Genomic DNA, 13065 nt, shown 5'->3' with positions numbered 1-13065 from the left:
GTTCCCTTTGAGGGCTGTCGGTCGATTTAACCGACAATTACTGCTGGTAAAAGAAAGAATGGGTAGGGATTACGCCGGAAAACGGCCTTATGGGGCCGGGTAGACTACGGAGATTCGATGACCGAGACTTCCGAGACGGCGACAGCAACGACCCCAAGAGACGAACGATCGGAGCAGGACCACCTCGAAGACGTCGAGGTCGGGGCCGGTTGTACGGAGATCTGGGAGCACTTGAGTGAGAACCGCGGCGGCGCTGCCGGCGACTGATCTCGACCACGTCGGCCCGCGACTCGTAGCGTTCGACCGTTGAAACCCTCCATGTACCGGGCTTCGCCGAAACTAAACGCCCACCACACGAACGCTCACCAATGATTCCCCTTCTCCACGACTTCAGCGATTGCCGCGTGCTCGTCTTCGGCGGTGGGCCCGTCGGCGCACGGAAGGCCCGCCGGTTCGACCACGAAGCCGAGGTCGTCGTCGTGGCTCCCGAGTTCGCGGACGCCGACTTTGGCGAGGCGACACTTGAGCGTGCCAGTCCCGATCCGACGGAGGTGTCGGAGTGGCTCGACCGGATCGAACCGGCGCTCGTCGTCGCAGCCACCGACGATGCGGCCGTCAACGCAGCCGTCGAGCGTGCTGCCGGAGATCGAGGGGTACTGGTCAACCGCGCGGATCACTCCGGGGAGCGATCACCGGGAGCGGTGGTGTTGCCGGCGATCGCCCGCGACGACCCGGTCGTCGTTGGCATCTCGACCCAAGGGGGAGCCCCGGCGGTGAGTGGCGTCCTCCGCGAGGAGATCGAACGGGAGATCGACGGCGCTGGCGCGCTTGCGGGATTCGTCGGCGATCTGCGCGAGCGATTCGCCGACCTGGGCGTCGACGGCCCGCACCGACGCGACGCACTCAGAGCTATCGCGCGGTCGGATCGGATCCGTGCGCTCGTCGCCGACGGACAGACCGACCAGGCGCGCGAGGTCGCCGAGACGGTTCTCACGGAAGTCCGAAACAGCAGTGAATGACGGCAGATCCTCGCCCGCGGCCCGTCACCGGAGCCGACCGAAGATCCGGTAGTCCTCCTCGGGCGTGTACCGCCTGAACAACAGACTGTTGGTCAGCACGGAGACGCTGGAGAAGGCCATCGCCGCGGCGGCCAGCACGGGCTGGAGCAGCCCGAGCGAGGCCAGCGGGATCATCGCCGTGTTGTATCCCAGCGCCCACAGCAGGTTCTGTTTGATCTTCTGCAGCGTCGCGTCGGAGATCCGGATCGCCTTCACCACGTCCTGTGGATCAGAGCGCATCAGCGTCACGTCCGCGGCTTCGATGGCGACGTCCGTCCCCGATCCGATAGCCGTCCCGACGTGGGCCACGGCGAGGGCCGGCGCGTCGTTGACCCCGTCACCGACCATCATCGCTTTGCGCCCGTCACTCTGAATTTGCTCGACGGCATCGGACTTGTCCTCGGGGAGGACCTCCGCGCGGACGTTGTCGGGGTCGATCCCGACCTGCTCGGCGACGGCGCGAGCCGTCCGCTCGTTGTCACCGGTGATCATCATGACCTCGACACCGCGCTCGCGCAGGGCAGCGACGGCCTCCTTCGCACCCTCCTTCACCGTATCGGCGTCGGCGACGACACCCGCGAGTTCGCCGTCGATCGCCACGAGCATCGCGGTTTTCCCCTCCCGTTCGAGGCGCTCCATCGTCTCCTCGGCGGGTGCGGGGTCGATTCCTTCGTCTTCGAGGAGTTTTCGGTTCCCAACCAGAACTTCGCTACCGTCGATCGTGGCGCGGATCCCGTGGCCCGGGACGTTCTCGAAGTCATCGGGTTCGGGAATCTCCAGCCCTCGCTCCTCGGCGCCGTCGACGATGGCACGGGCGAGCGGGTGTTCGCTGCCGCTCTCGGCCGCCGCCGCGAGTCTGAGGACGTCGTCCTCGGTATGGCGCTGCCGTTCGGCCACAGCACCGCCATCGGCCGCTGTCTCTTCCCCGTCGAGGGCGACCACGTCGGTCAGTTCCATCTCGCCCTCCGTGAGCGTGCCCGTCTTGTCGAAGACGACGGTGTCGACGTCTCGCGCGCGTTCGAGGATGTCGCCACCCTTGAACAGGACGCCGTGCTGGGCGCCGATCGTCGTCCCGACCATCGTCGCCGCGGGCGTCGCCAGCCCGAGTGCGCAGGGACAGGCGATCAACACCGCCGAGGCGAAGACGATCACGGCGAACTCGAAGATCGAGACGGCCCCACCGACAATCTCGGGGCCGCCGGCGACCAGCCCCCACAGCGGCAGCGCGTCGACGAACCCGGCCAGCACTTCGGGAAAGGCGAACCAGACGACGCCCCAGAAGACGGCATTCGCGATGACCGCGGGGACGAAGTACGCCGAGATCCGGTCGGCGAGGTTCTGAATCTCGGGCTGGCGGGACTGGGCCTCCTTGACCGTCTGGACGATCTGCTGGAGGGCGGTGTCAGCGCCCACCTTCGTCGCCTTCACCGTCAGCAATCCATTCTCGTTGATCGTCGACCCGACCACCTCGTCGCCCTCGCGCTTCTCGACGGGGACCGACTCCCCGGTCACCATCGACTCGTCGACGGCCGACTGGCCATCCACGACCACCCCGTCGGTCGGGATCTGCTCGCCCGGCCGAACCTTCATCAGATCGCCGGTCTGGACGTCCTCCAACGGGACTTCCCGTTCGGTCCCGTCCGGACCGATCAGCGTCGCCGTCTCGGCCTCCATCTCCAGGAGCTTGCGGAGTGCCTCGCCGGCCTGGCCCTTCGAACGGGCTTCGAGGTAGTTGCCAAGCGTGATGAACACCAAGATCAGCGCGGCGGTGTCGAAGTAAACCTCGCCCGCGATCAGTCCGGAGAGGACTGCGACGGAGTAGAGATACGCCGTCGAGGATCCCAGCGCGATCAGGACGTCCATGTTGGCCCGCCGGTTGTTCACCAACGCGTTGTACGAGTTCTTGTAGAACGGCCACCCGAGCAGCGCCTGGACGGGCGTCGCGAGCGCGAACTCGACCCAGCCCAGCCTGATGCCGACGAGCGACTCGACACCGGCGACGATCCCGCCGCCGAGGACGAGTTTGTCCGCCATGAACACGAGCATCGGGGCCGAGAGTAGCGCGCCGAACAGTGTCAGTCGAAGTTGCTTGCGGATCTCCTCGTCCCGTGCCGCGTCGCGCGCGTCCGCCCCGGCGTCCCCGGCGTCGTCGTCGTCCTCACGGACCGGCGAGTAGCCAGCGGCCTCGATGGCATCGTAGAGATCCGCTCGCGAGGCCTCGGCAGGGTTGTAGGTGACCTGGGCCTCGTCGGTCGCGTAGTTCACCTCCGCCCCGATCACGCCCGGCGTGTCTTCGAGGGCGGTCGCGTTGGCCTCCGCGCAGTTCGCACACGACATGTCCGAGATCGCGACGGTGACAGTCTCGGATACTGCGCCGTAGCCAGCATTCTCGACCGCCTCGTAGATCTCACCGAGCGTTACCACCTCCGGATCGTACTCGACTGACCCCTCGTCGGTGGCGAAGTTGGCGCTTGCTTCTATCACACCGTCGAGGGATTCGAGGGTGTCCTGGATCGTCCCCGAGCAGTTCGCACAGGACATCCCCGTAATATCGAGATGGATTGTTCGTGTAGCCATGATATGTATACGTACGGGTTCACGCTTTAGGCCACTTTTCGCTTCGAGAAGTCGGCTCCGGCCCCAGGGATACTTTCGATTCCAAAGCCCGTCTCACGCCCCCTCTTCGAGTCGCCGGTACCGGGTCTCGAAGCGATCCAGACAGGACGGACAACAGAAGTGATAGACGTCGCCGTCGATCCTGGCCGTCTCTCCCTCGCTGTCGACCGTGTTCCCACACTCCGCACAGGTGAGTGCGAACTCCAACCCCTCGATCGACGGTGTCCACTCGACGTCGTCGATCAGGGTGACGGCGTAGCCCTCGACGTCGACGTCCGCAAGCAATCCAGCGACCCACGACCGGACGTTCTGGGCCTCGGCACGCGCGTAAAACCAGACGTCACCCTCCGCAGTGACGAAGACGTGTTCGACCCCATCCGCATCACGGACGCGTTCCCGAACCGTCTCGACGGAACCTGCAGAGAGTTCGACCTGCACCAATACGGGGACGCCAGCACGAAGTTGCGTCCGATCGACATCGATCGTGAACCGCTTGATGACTCCGGCCTCCTGGAGTCGCGTGACCCGATCGGAAACGGCCGGTCCCGACAGTCCGACTGCCTCGCCGATGTCACTGAACGGCCGCCGTCCATCCTCGGCCAATAGCGAGAGAATCTCGAGATCGGTCTCGTCCAACTCGTGCATATTCGAGGTTCTTCCTCCGGATACAAGACAGTTTCTCGGGTTCACTTCGGAAATTGTGGGTCCAGCTGCCAGCTGACGATAGAATCGAAGGGGTAATCCACAAACTCCGGGAGTCCCTACGACTACCCGTCCATGACACAGACAATCACTGTCGAAGGGATGTCGTGTGCGCACTGTGAGGAAACCGTCGAGGAAGCACTCGAAAGCGTCGGGGGCGTGACCGACGCCACCGCTGACCGGGAAACCGAGTCGGCAACGGTCGAGGGCACGGCGGAGGCGGACGCACTCGTCAGTGCGGTCGAGGACGCAGGGTACGACGCTGCCCCCTGAGGACTGTCACAACCAACACCGTCCACGCGGACAGGTCCGATCACCCCAGAAATGGCACGCTGGACGGCATCCCGCCAATGAAACGTCCGCTGGATCTGATTCGAGCCGGAATCCCGTCGCTGGTGCTCGCGATCGGCTTCAAATCGGGGCGAAGTCTTCCAGATCCCGCTTCCCCCGGTCAGAAAAGCCAAGGGGCCCCCGAATTAAGGTAGATTTGTAAACACGGTTTCTGAGAATATCGTACCCCTCTACCGCTACATCTGTGCCCCAGGACTGAAACGGGTGAGATCGTCGATGCGTTCTTCGAGGGGCTCGATCTCGCCGAGAACCATCGACAGCACGTCGCGCCACGCCACTGGTGTGGGACATCGCCGCCGTTTTGGCTGCGTTGCACGTCGCGTGGCTCGTCGTGTGCCCCATTGCAGCGGACGGAACCAACCGATCGAGCTCTCCGGAATGAGCTAGATCACCTGAGACACCCTTTCGAATCAACGACCTCCACTAGGTTTTTCGGGACCTATCCGTACTGTTTCATATGCCCGCACCCTCGTTCGCCCGGTTTCGATCAACACTCCTGCTTTCTGCGGTGATTCTGGTGGTCCTGTCGGGTTGTGCAGCGCTGGATGATCAACAGACGGATCTTCCGGCCGCGGGGGAGGTCGAGGAGACACTGACTGATCTCGAGGCAGTGAACGCGACAGTCGTATCCACCCTCGATGGGACACGGATATCGACACAGCAGACGGTGTTCGAAGTCGGAACACAGCGGAGGCGATCAACGACACAAACCGGCGAGAGGGGGTCGCTGGTCGTGGCAAACGACTCCGTGACGTGGCGATACGATCGAGCCGCGAACACCGTCCGGGTGACTCATCGGATCGACGGGGAGCAGCAGTCAAACACCAGCATTTCGAGTTCGATGGGATCGATCTTCGGGAGAGTGAACACAGCATCGGACGGAACCGAGCGGGAAGCGGCCCTCGATCCGCTCATCTTGCCCGCTGCCGGAGGTGGCGACCCACAGCCGTTCGCTGGACAGATCGAGAGTTTCGCGAACGCTTCGCTGAACTACCACGGGACCGGGACGGTCGCCGGGCGCGAGGCGTACGTCGTGGAAGCCGTCCCAGAAGCGGACGTCAACACTGCCAATATTACGCTGTGGATCGACCAGGAGTGGTACTATCCGCTCCAGTGGAACTCGACGATTGTCGTCGATGAGGAGCGACGAACAGTGACGACGGTCTACCGGAACGTCACGTTCAATCCCGCGGTCTCGGCCGGCATGTTCACGTTCGACCCGCCGGCGAACGCGACGATCGTCGAACGGAGGGTCGTGAGCCAGACCTTCGAGACCAGGGCCGAACTGGTCGCCAGGAGCGAGATGACGATCCCCGATCCGGACGTGCCCGAACCCCTGACGTTCGATTCCGCGCGATATTTCGACGACAACGGGACGGTCCGCACGTCACTCCAGTACACGAACGGATCGGCGACGCTGCGGGTGACGAAGTCCGAACCGAGAGGCGACAGTGCTGCACTCCCCGGGGACGATCGCGTCGAGATCAACGGTCACGAAGCCGCCATCCAGTCGTTCGACAGCGGGATATCACTCGTTTGGTCTTGCGAGGGGCACCGCTACACGGTCTTCGGCGACGTGTCGGTGGAGACCGTTCGTGCCGTCGGCGAATCGATCGACTGCGGTTGACCGGATGGGCTCTCGGCGAGGTTTCAGGGCCGGTCGTCGTCCGGGTTTCGAGGACTCACGTCGATGCTCTGAGAGCCGATCGAGAAGTCGAATGTGCTGACGGTCGCGTGGAACCGCTTTCGATGGTGACCGTCAGGATCGAACTGCAGCTCCGTTCGGACCAGCCCGTGCTCGCCTAACTGTTCGAGTCGCCGGTAGATCGTCGGACGGGACATTTCTGTCGCCTCGTCCAGTTCCCGGCCTGTCCGTGGCCGTTCCACCAACAGAGAGAGGAGTCTGCGTGTGTATTGGTCCCCGAGCAGTGCGAGTATCGCCCCGCTCGGGACTGTCTCCGGGTGGGATTCACCCCCACTCCGGCGGGTACTACCTGCGTCGTGCGATGGGGTCGTCTCTCCGGTTCGTGTCCGTCGTCCCGTCATGGCTGGACGGTTGTGTGCCGTACCCCTGAGTTCGTAGGCTAGGTATCCCAACTCCTGGCTGGCGTCCGTCCGTGTCCCCCGCATCTGTATTACTAGCCTGCAGGACTTTAGGTCGGTGCGACGAACACAAACCACCCGATGACGTCCGCCGGACCGTGCTCGTTCGGAGTACCACAGTGGCCGAAGCATGGGACACGAGACGCATGACTGCCAACGGAGCCACGGGATCGTTTGCGATTGAGGAGTGGCCCGATCCGGTCTGTCGGCTCAGCGACGACGACGGAACGCAGGTCGTCCAGGCGGTGAACGAGGCTTTCGAGCGGACTTTCGGGTCGATTGAGCCAGGCGAACCAGTGACGACACTGTTCGAGACATTCGATCTCTCGGTCGTGCTGGGCCCGGAAGACCCGACTGTCGTCGGAACGGAAGCCGATAAGATCATCGCCGAATCAAACAGAGGCCGATCTGAGAGGGAGCCAGATACACGGTATCTCCTGCGGGCCGTTCCAGAAAACGGGGACACCGACGGAGTGCTCCTGTTCACCCCTCTTCCAGAGGAGGCCGCCCGAGAGGCGGACGAGATCGGGCTCGATCACGTCGCGAGCGTGATCAGTCACGACCTCCGGAACCCGCTTGACGTCGCCAAAGCACACTTGCGAGCGGCCCGAGAGACCGGCGAGGCGGACCACTTCGAGCACGTCGCCGACGCCCACGAGCGGATGGAGCGGATCGTCGAGGACGTGCTGACGCTGGCGAGCGGCTCCGACGTGATCCAACCTGACGAGATGGTCGAGCTGTCGGGAGTCGTGGAGGACGCGTGGACGAACGTCGATACCGACGACGCCGACATCGTCCTGAAGGGGTCCTTACCCAGTATCATCGCCGATCCCGACCGCCTGGGACGGCTGTTCGAGAATCTCTTCCGCAACTCGATCCAGCACGGCGGGAGCGCCGTGACCGTCACCGTCGGTCCGCTTGAATCAGCCAAGGGATTCTATGTCGCCGACGATGGACAGGGAATTCCATCGGCACAGCAGGCTCGCGTCTTCGATCCGGGGTTCAGCACCGACGACCACGGAACCGGGCTCGGCCTGTCGATCGTCGCCCGAGTCGTCGATCTGCACGGCTGGTCGGTCACCGTCACCGAGTCCGCGAACGGCGGCGCTCGCTTCGAGGTGACTGGCATCGAGACCAGTTGACCCGTCGGCCGGGTTTCCCGCTCTGAAACGCCGTCTGTCGGTTCTTTTGTGCCGGGCTCCGACTGGAATCCGGAGTCAGTTCGCGTGACTCCGTGAAACGATGGATGTAGACGAATTCACTGCCGAACACGCACCGACAGAGACAGACGAGACGTTCAGCTTGGAAAATAGATACACCCTCGACGTGGCAGTCGAGGGATCGCTGCTGGCGAAAGCCGGTTCGATGGTCGCCTACACGGGCGACCTCTCGTTCACCGGCCAGGCAACACCGGAGGGCGGCATCACTGGGTTCATCAAGGAAGCCGCGACCGGCGAGGGGACGCCGATCATGCGCGTCGAGGGGACAGGCCACCTCTATCTCGCCGATCACGAAAAGGAAGTCCAGCTCCTCCGACTCGACGACGGCGAATCGATCACCGTCAACGGCGAGGACGTGCTGGCCTTCGAGTCCGGGCTGTCCTACGAGATCACCGAGATCGACAGTCTCGCCGGGGCGTTCGCCGGCGGCTTCACCAACGTCTCGCTTCAGGGACCGGGTCACGTCGCCCTCACCACACATGGCGACCCGGTCGTGATGGAACCGCCCGTCACCACCGACCCAGGCGCGACAGTCGCCTGGAGTTCGACAACGCCGGATGTCGAGGTCAACACCAACGTTTCGGACATGATTGGCCAGGAGTCCGGCGAGCGCTTCCAGATGCAGTTCACCGATCCCGGCGGCTTCGTCATCGTCCAACCGTACGAGGAACACGCCTGAGACGCGTTACAGTCCGCTGAGAGAGTCAGGTCCCGTCCGACGATCGGTCAGGGTCGAGCCGCCGATCTGTCGCCTCGAAGAGTTCTGCCAGGAGTTTCCGCTGTCCTGCCCGAAGGTGGTGAAGCAGCGTTGGTCCAGTAATTCCCAGGGCATCAGCGACTTCTTCGGCGGAACTTCCCCGTGGCGATTCGAAGTAATCCGCGAAGAACGCGGTGCGAAGCGCCTCCTCCTGGCGGTCCGTCAGTCGAGCGGTCAGCCCGTCCCGGATCTCCCCGGTTGTCCGTTCGTCCCGCCGGCGTTCCCGCTTGGCGAGTACCTCGGCGTCGTACCGGCGCGTGATCGCGTCCGCGATCCGGCGGACGTCTTCCGACAGCGGGAGTTCGACGACGACCCGGTCCCCATCTGGACCAAACGTGGCCGACCGAACTGTCCCGCCCTGACTCAGGAGTTGTCCGAGCGGTGTCTCGGCCCGCTGGCGGAGTTCGATCGATCCGCCGTCGTCGTGTTTCCCGACTGTTCGCGTCGCAACGACCGATTCGTGCTCCGCCAACGCAGTTGCGACCGCCTCGGGCCCCCGTTGGTCAGTCTCGGTCTCGACGTAACAGAGTAGCTCCTCTCCCTGCGGGATCACACCCGTCACGTCGATCCGGGTGTCGGTGTCGGAAACCGCGGCGACGAACGGCGTCGCGGGATCTGACACCCGGAGCGTGAGTTCGACGACCCGCTCGGCAGTGAGCAGCGATTGGTTGCGAGCCGCTTTGATAGCGAACCCGGCCATCGTCCCGACGGTTCCGAAACTCTCCCGTTCGCGTTCGGAGAAGGCGTCCTTCTCGGTGGCGTAGACGCCGACGACGCCGTAGACGCTCGAGCCGTAGGTCAGTGGGACGGCAAGCAGCGACCCCAATCCGTCGGCGAAGGCCGCCCGGCGGATCGTTTCCGGGACGGATTCGTCCGCGCCGAGTGACTCGACGACCGTCGGTTCGCCCCGCTCGATCGCGCGCAACTCCGGCAGGTCGGCGTCGCCATCGAGAGCGGTTTCGATCCGGTCGAGCGTGCGCCCTGTTGTACCGGCAGCGGCCCGCAGTACGATCTCCGTGGAGCCGACCGCGCGCTCGCCGACCCACGCGAACTCGTAGATATCAGTCTCACCAAGCTGTCGGCAGATGGTTTCGGCGATCTCTTCGCGCGTCGAGGCGGAAACGAGGTCGCCCAGCACGTCCGCGAGGAGTTCGTTCCCGATCGTCAGCCGGCGGAGGTCCGATCGAAGCGAGTCGAGCTGCTGCTCGCGCCGGTGTGCGTCGGTTTCGTCCCGGAGGTAGACGTAGACGACTTCCGCTGCGGGGACGAGATCGACCACGAGCCACCTGTCCAGGTCGGGATAGTACGCCTCGAAGGACTGCTCCGCGTCCGGCGGGGTCTCGAACGCCCCCGGGACCTGGCCCTCGACAGATTCGGGAAAGACACGCCCGATCGGCTCGCCGGCGACGGCGTCAGGGGCTACGTCAAGGACAGACGCTGCCGTGGCGTTGCCGTCGCGGACGACGCCGTCCGGACTCACTTCGAGAACCCCGATCGGTGCGCGCTCGAAGTCGGTGTCCATCGTATTGGCTCACCGTGTGTCGGCCTGTTAAGGGTATGCCTGCCGGCGATGGGCCGTTCAGGAAGCGAACCGTCGCCCGGCGTAGCCGCCGATGGCGCTCAGGCCGATGACGTAGACGATCGTGAAGGCGATGCCGACGGCGAGTGCCAGGACGGCGCCTCCTGCAGTCGCCTCGGGGAGCGCGCTGAACAGCCCGACGCCGACGAACCCGAGGCCGACGAGTGCCGGGATGGTCGTGAAGATCCCGGCGAACGTCCCCGCTGCGACACCGCTGTCCGCACGGTCGGTCGAGAGGTAACTCGCGGCCGCCCCGCCGAGCAGCGGCGAGAACGGGACGAAACTGAGCACGGTACTGACGATCGCGCCGACCACGCCGAGGACCCAGTTCGGTGTCCCCCGGCCGTGGCGTCGTGCACGGCCGTGACCCCAGACGACAGCGACGCCGAACAGGACGAGCAAAACGCCGACGGCGGCAAGCCCGAGTCCGCCCCACTCGGCGATCGCGACCAGCACGTCGATCGCCTCCGCCTCGGTGAGGACATCCGACCGGAATTCCCCTTCCCTGATGACCGTCGCGATCCCCTGGCGATCGATGGCGGCGTACAGCACCCAGCCGCCGAGGGCCATCAGGAGGCCCAAAAGCCCAAGCACGCCGCCGATCGCCCAGTCGATCGACCGGCTGAAAGCGGGGACTGGCTCAGTCGTGGTTTCCGTTTCAGCGTCCCGTGTCGATGTTGGAATCGGTTCCATAGCAGTATCAACAGGGGCGTGAAACAAAACCCGGGGCGGCGTGTTTCATCGGGAGAAACACTCAGACCGACTCTTTCCGTCTTCTCGATCAAGTGCCGGGTACAATGACCTCGAACACCGAGCGGCGGTGTGGCGTCGGCATCCGTGGCGTCGCGATGGCGATCGACTCGATCGTCTGGCTCGCGCTGTTCATGCTCGTCGTCTCCACCGTGGGACTGGTATCTGGAGACTTACAGACCACCAGCGAGGGAATCGAGACGAACCTCGAAGGCGGACCCGCACTCGTCGGACTCGGCCTCTGGCTCGCCGTCTCGATCATGTATCACACGCTGGCCGAATGGCGATGGGGCAAGACGCTCGGGAAGTACCTCGTCAGCATCAAGGTGACGCGGCCGGACGGTTCGCCGCCGTCGTTAGTGGGATCGCTCCTTCGAAATCTCCTCCGACTGATCGACTGGTTGCCGTTCTTTTATCTGGCCGGAATCATCACGGTTGCGTTCTCGAAGTCGGACAGACGGCTCGGTGATCGGGTAGGGAACACGATCGTCGTTCGTCCGTGAGCGGTGAGTTCACTCAGGAAACTCCCGTCGAGCGACGACACCGGACGTGCCGTCGACGGTGACGGTAACCGCCACTGTGTCGCCGTCCGGATCGACGTAGAGATACATGTACATGTCCGCCTGCGGTGTGGTGGTCGAGGCCTCATAGCCCGAGACGACGGCTTCGAAAACCACTTTCTCCACGTTGAGATCCTTCGTAATCCCGACCTTCACACGATCTTTCTCGGCCTCGTAGTCGAACTCGAAGGCATCGGCAGGTACTGCTTGCGCGACTGCCTCGGGGGGATCGACGGGCTCACTCGGGTCGGGGCGTGTGGTCGTCGTTCGATCAGGACTGGTGAGTTCGAAATCGAGAACGCCCTCGCTGTAGGTCCCGGTCGCGGTAACTTGCTCGTCTTCGATAGAGATCGAACGGTCCTCGCTCGCGGAACCCAATCGCGATTCGAACTGTTCGGCCGCCGAGTCCGTGAGTGGCCGCCGAGCGGCGAGTTCGGCGGTGACCTCACTGTCGTCGGCGTCGAAGGTCACCGACCCGAGGACGTCGTCGTCTGGCCGGAGGAGTTCGTCCACCGGACGCTCGGCCGGGTCACCGAAGTACACGGTTTCGAGATCGACCGGCCCCACCCAACCGCCGGCCAGATGGCCGTCGCCGGCCGCCTCGACCAGCCACTCGAACGTTGTCCCGTCTTCGATCGCCCGCGTTCGGTCGCCCCCCGCGGTCTCGACGACGCGTCGGATCTCTTCGCGGGTGTCAGCCACCAGGACTGCCTGCTCGCTGATCGCCGTGACGCCATCGAGTTCCCCGTCACCGGTCGGTTCGTACAGGGTGAAGTCCTCGACCGTTCCTGTTTCCTCGAACGGGACGCCGCCGACCATGCCTTCGGCTCCCGAGCGAAGCGTCTCGGTGGCCTCGGAGAGATCGATCTCCCCGCGTCCGACCGCGACGGTGTCCGCCATGAACAGCTCCTCTATCCCGCGGTCCGGTCGTTCCGGATCGACGAGATATCCGAGTCCGGAGACGGCAACCGACAGAAAGGCTCCGGCGACCAGTCGGCCGCCGACTTCGAGCGGCCAGGTCAGCAGTGGATCGTCGATGTCATCGAATCCCGAGACTTCTGTCAGGACCTGTCTGGAACTGCTGTTCGCCTCCGCCGGGAGAATCAACGGCAATAGCTCGTCACCGTTCTCTGCCTCGCTTGCGATACTGAAATCCAGGTAGCCGACGCGAACGCCGCCGTCCCGTACCGGGATCCACTCGGTGTAGAGTGGTGGTCCGTCGCCGAATCCGAGACAGCCGCCGAGTGCGACGGTGGTCGCTGCCGCGCCGAGTTCCAGGAAGCGTCGTCGATGGAGGGTCATGGGTAACCGGGCGGACCGATCAGGTGATCGGTCGTTGTGGTCCGGACGTTCGGGAACCAGCGGCATA

General features: G+C 64.4%; 13 protein-coding genes. 7 read left to right on the top strand and 6 right to left on the bottom strand.

What is annotated here, in order from left to right; translation table 11 throughout:
- Positions 1–117: 117 nt before the first annotated feature.
- Positions 118–267, top strand: coding sequence for a hypothetical protein (locus HUTA_RS15595; protein ID WP_015789500.1), 150 nt, complete (start codon positions 118–120; stop codon positions 265–267).
- 101 nt (positions 268–368) lie between these two features.
- Positions 369–1019 carry a precorrin-2 dehydrogenase/sirohydrochlorin ferrochelatase family protein gene (locus HUTA_RS08560; protein WP_015789499.1) on the top strand — a complete coding sequence of 217 codons (651 nt, stop codon included), beginning with the start codon at positions 369–371 and terminating at the stop codon, positions 1017–1019.
- A 24-nt stretch (positions 1020–1043) separates the two neighbouring features.
- Here HUTA_RS08560 and HUTA_RS08555 read toward each other — a convergent pair whose 3' ends face one another.
- Positions 1044–3635 carry a heavy metal translocating P-type ATPase gene (locus HUTA_RS08555; RefSeq protein WP_049941267.1) on the bottom strand — a complete coding sequence of 864 codons (2592 nt, stop codon included), beginning with the start codon at positions 3633–3635 and terminating at the stop codon, positions 1044–1046.
- Between the two features lie 93 nt (positions 3636–3728).
- Positions 3729–4319, bottom strand: a complete 591-nt coding sequence (locus HUTA_RS08550; protein ID WP_015789497.1) for an AsnC family transcriptional regulator — start codon at positions 4317–4319, stop codon at positions 3729–3731.
- Between the two features lie 132 nt (positions 4320–4451).
- On the opposite strand from HUTA_RS08550, the gene HUTA_RS08545 reads away from it, so the two are divergent.
- Positions 4452–4649: a heavy-metal-associated domain-containing protein gene (locus HUTA_RS08545; RefSeq protein WP_015789496.1), complete on the top strand. Its 198-nt coding sequence runs from the start codon at positions 4452–4454 to the stop codon at positions 4647–4649.
- Positions 4650–5184: 535 nt separating this feature from the next.
- Positions 5185–6354 (top strand): outer membrane lipoprotein-sorting protein, encoded by a 1170-nt coding sequence (locus tag HUTA_RS08540; protein ID WP_015789495.1) that lies wholly within the window; start codon positions 5185–5187, stop codon positions 6352–6354.
- A 23-nt stretch (positions 6355–6377) separates the two neighbouring features.
- On the opposite strand, the gene HUTA_RS15995 is transcribed toward HUTA_RS08540, so the two are convergent.
- Positions 6378–6773, bottom strand: a complete 396-nt coding sequence (locus tag HUTA_RS15995) for an ArsR/SmtB family transcription factor (RefSeq protein ID WP_169304888.1) — start codon at positions 6771–6773, stop codon at positions 6378–6380.
- A 203-nt stretch (positions 6774–6976) separates the two neighbouring features.
- Here HUTA_RS15995 and HUTA_RS08530 point away from each other — a divergent pair, with 203 nt between their 5' ends.
- Together HUTA_RS08530 and HUTA_RS08525 are read left to right on the top strand one after the other, a co-directional pair.
- Complete coding sequence (locus tag HUTA_RS08530) at positions 6977–7972, top strand: sensor histidine kinase (RefSeq protein ID WP_015789493.1); 996 nt, start codon at positions 6977–6979, stop codon at positions 7970–7972.
- Between the two features lie 100 nt (positions 7973–8072).
- Positions 8073–8729, top strand: coding sequence for an AIM24 family protein (locus tag HUTA_RS08525; RefSeq protein WP_015789492.1), 657 nt, complete (start codon positions 8073–8075; stop codon positions 8727–8729).
- Between the two features lie 25 nt (positions 8730–8754).
- Here HUTA_RS08525 and HUTA_RS08520 read toward each other — a convergent pair whose 3' ends face one another.
- Both HUTA_RS08520 and HUTA_RS08515 read right to left on the bottom strand, forming a co-directional pair.
- A complete protein-coding gene (locus tag HUTA_RS08520) occupies positions 8755–10329 on the bottom strand; it encodes a bacterio-opsin activator domain-containing protein (RefSeq protein ID WP_015789491.1) in 1575 nt (524 codons plus the stop codon).
- Positions 10330–10386: 57 nt separating this feature from the next.
- Entirely contained in the window at positions 10387–11079 is a 693-nt protein-coding gene (locus HUTA_RS08515) for a DUF5518 domain-containing protein (RefSeq protein ID WP_015789490.1), read from the bottom strand.
- A 104-nt stretch (positions 11080–11183) separates the two neighbouring features.
- On the opposite strand from HUTA_RS08515, the gene HUTA_RS08510 reads away from it, so the two are divergent.
- Positions 11184–11639, top strand: coding sequence for an RDD family protein (locus HUTA_RS08510; RefSeq protein ID WP_015789489.1), 456 nt, complete (start codon positions 11184–11186; stop codon positions 11637–11639).
- A 9-nt stretch (positions 11640–11648) separates the two neighbouring features.
- On the opposite strand, the gene HUTA_RS08505 is transcribed toward HUTA_RS08510, so the two are convergent.
- Positions 11649–12998 carry a hypothetical protein gene (locus HUTA_RS08505; RefSeq protein WP_143920350.1) on the bottom strand — a complete coding sequence of 450 codons (1350 nt, stop codon included), beginning with the start codon at positions 12996–12998 and terminating at the stop codon, positions 11649–11651.
- Positions 12999–13065 lie beyond the last annotated feature (67 nt).

The organism is Halorhabdus utahensis DSM 12940, assembly GCF_000023945.1.
GTDB lineage: Archaea > Halobacteriota > Halobacteria > Halobacteriales > Haloarculaceae > Halorhabdus > Halorhabdus utahensis.
Note: the sequence above shows the minus strand (reverse complement) of the source record. Positions and strands in the feature narration are given on the sequence as shown.

Excerpts from the sequence above, each read along its gene's own strand:
- HUTA_RS15995 (WP_169304888.1), bottom strand. The coding sequence starts at position 6,773 with ATGACGGGACGACGGACACGAACCGGAGAGACGACCCCATCGCACGAC.
- HUTA_RS08515 (WP_015789490.1), bottom strand. The coding sequence starts at position 11,079 with ATGGAACCGATTCCAACATCGACACGGGACGCTGAAACGGAAACCACG.
- HUTA_RS08555 (WP_049941267.1), bottom strand. The coding sequence starts at position 3,635 with ATGGCTACACGAACAATCCATCTCGATATTACGGGGATGTCCTGTGCG.
- HUTA_RS08540 (WP_015789495.1), top strand. The coding sequence starts at position 5,185 with ATGCCCGCACCCTCGTTCGCCCGGTTTCGATCAACACTCCTGCTTTCT.
- HUTA_RS08550 (WP_015789497.1), bottom strand. The coding sequence starts at position 4,319 with ATGCACGAGTTGGACGAGACCGATCTCGAGATTCTCTCGCTATTGGCC.
- HUTA_RS15595 (WP_015789500.1), top strand. The coding sequence starts at position 118 with ATGACCGAGACTTCCGAGACGGCGACAGCAACGACCCCAAGAGACGAA.
- HUTA_RS08525 (WP_015789492.1), top strand. The coding sequence starts at position 8,073 with ATGGATGTAGACGAATTCACTGCCGAACACGCACCGACAGAGACAGAC.
- HUTA_RS08505 (WP_143920350.1), bottom strand. The coding sequence starts at position 12,998 with ATGACCCTCCATCGACGACGCTTCCTGGAACTCGGCGCGGCAGCGACC.
- HUTA_RS08560 (WP_015789499.1), top strand. The coding sequence starts at position 369 with ATGATTCCCCTTCTCCACGACTTCAGCGATTGCCGCGTGCTCGTCTTC.
- HUTA_RS08520 (WP_015789491.1), bottom strand. The coding sequence starts at position 10,329 with ATGGACACCGACTTCGAGCGCGCACCGATCGGGGTTCTCGAAGTGAGT.
- HUTA_RS08530 (WP_015789493.1), top strand. The coding sequence starts at position 6,977 with ATGACTGCCAACGGAGCCACGGGATCGTTTGCGATTGAGGAGTGGCCC.
- HUTA_RS08545 (WP_015789496.1), top strand. The coding sequence starts at position 4,452 with ATGACACAGACAATCACTGTCGAAGGGATGTCGTGTGCGCACTGTGAG.
- HUTA_RS08510 (WP_015789489.1), top strand. The coding sequence starts at position 11,184 with ATGACCTCGAACACCGAGCGGCGGTGTGGCGTCGGCATCCGTGGCGTC.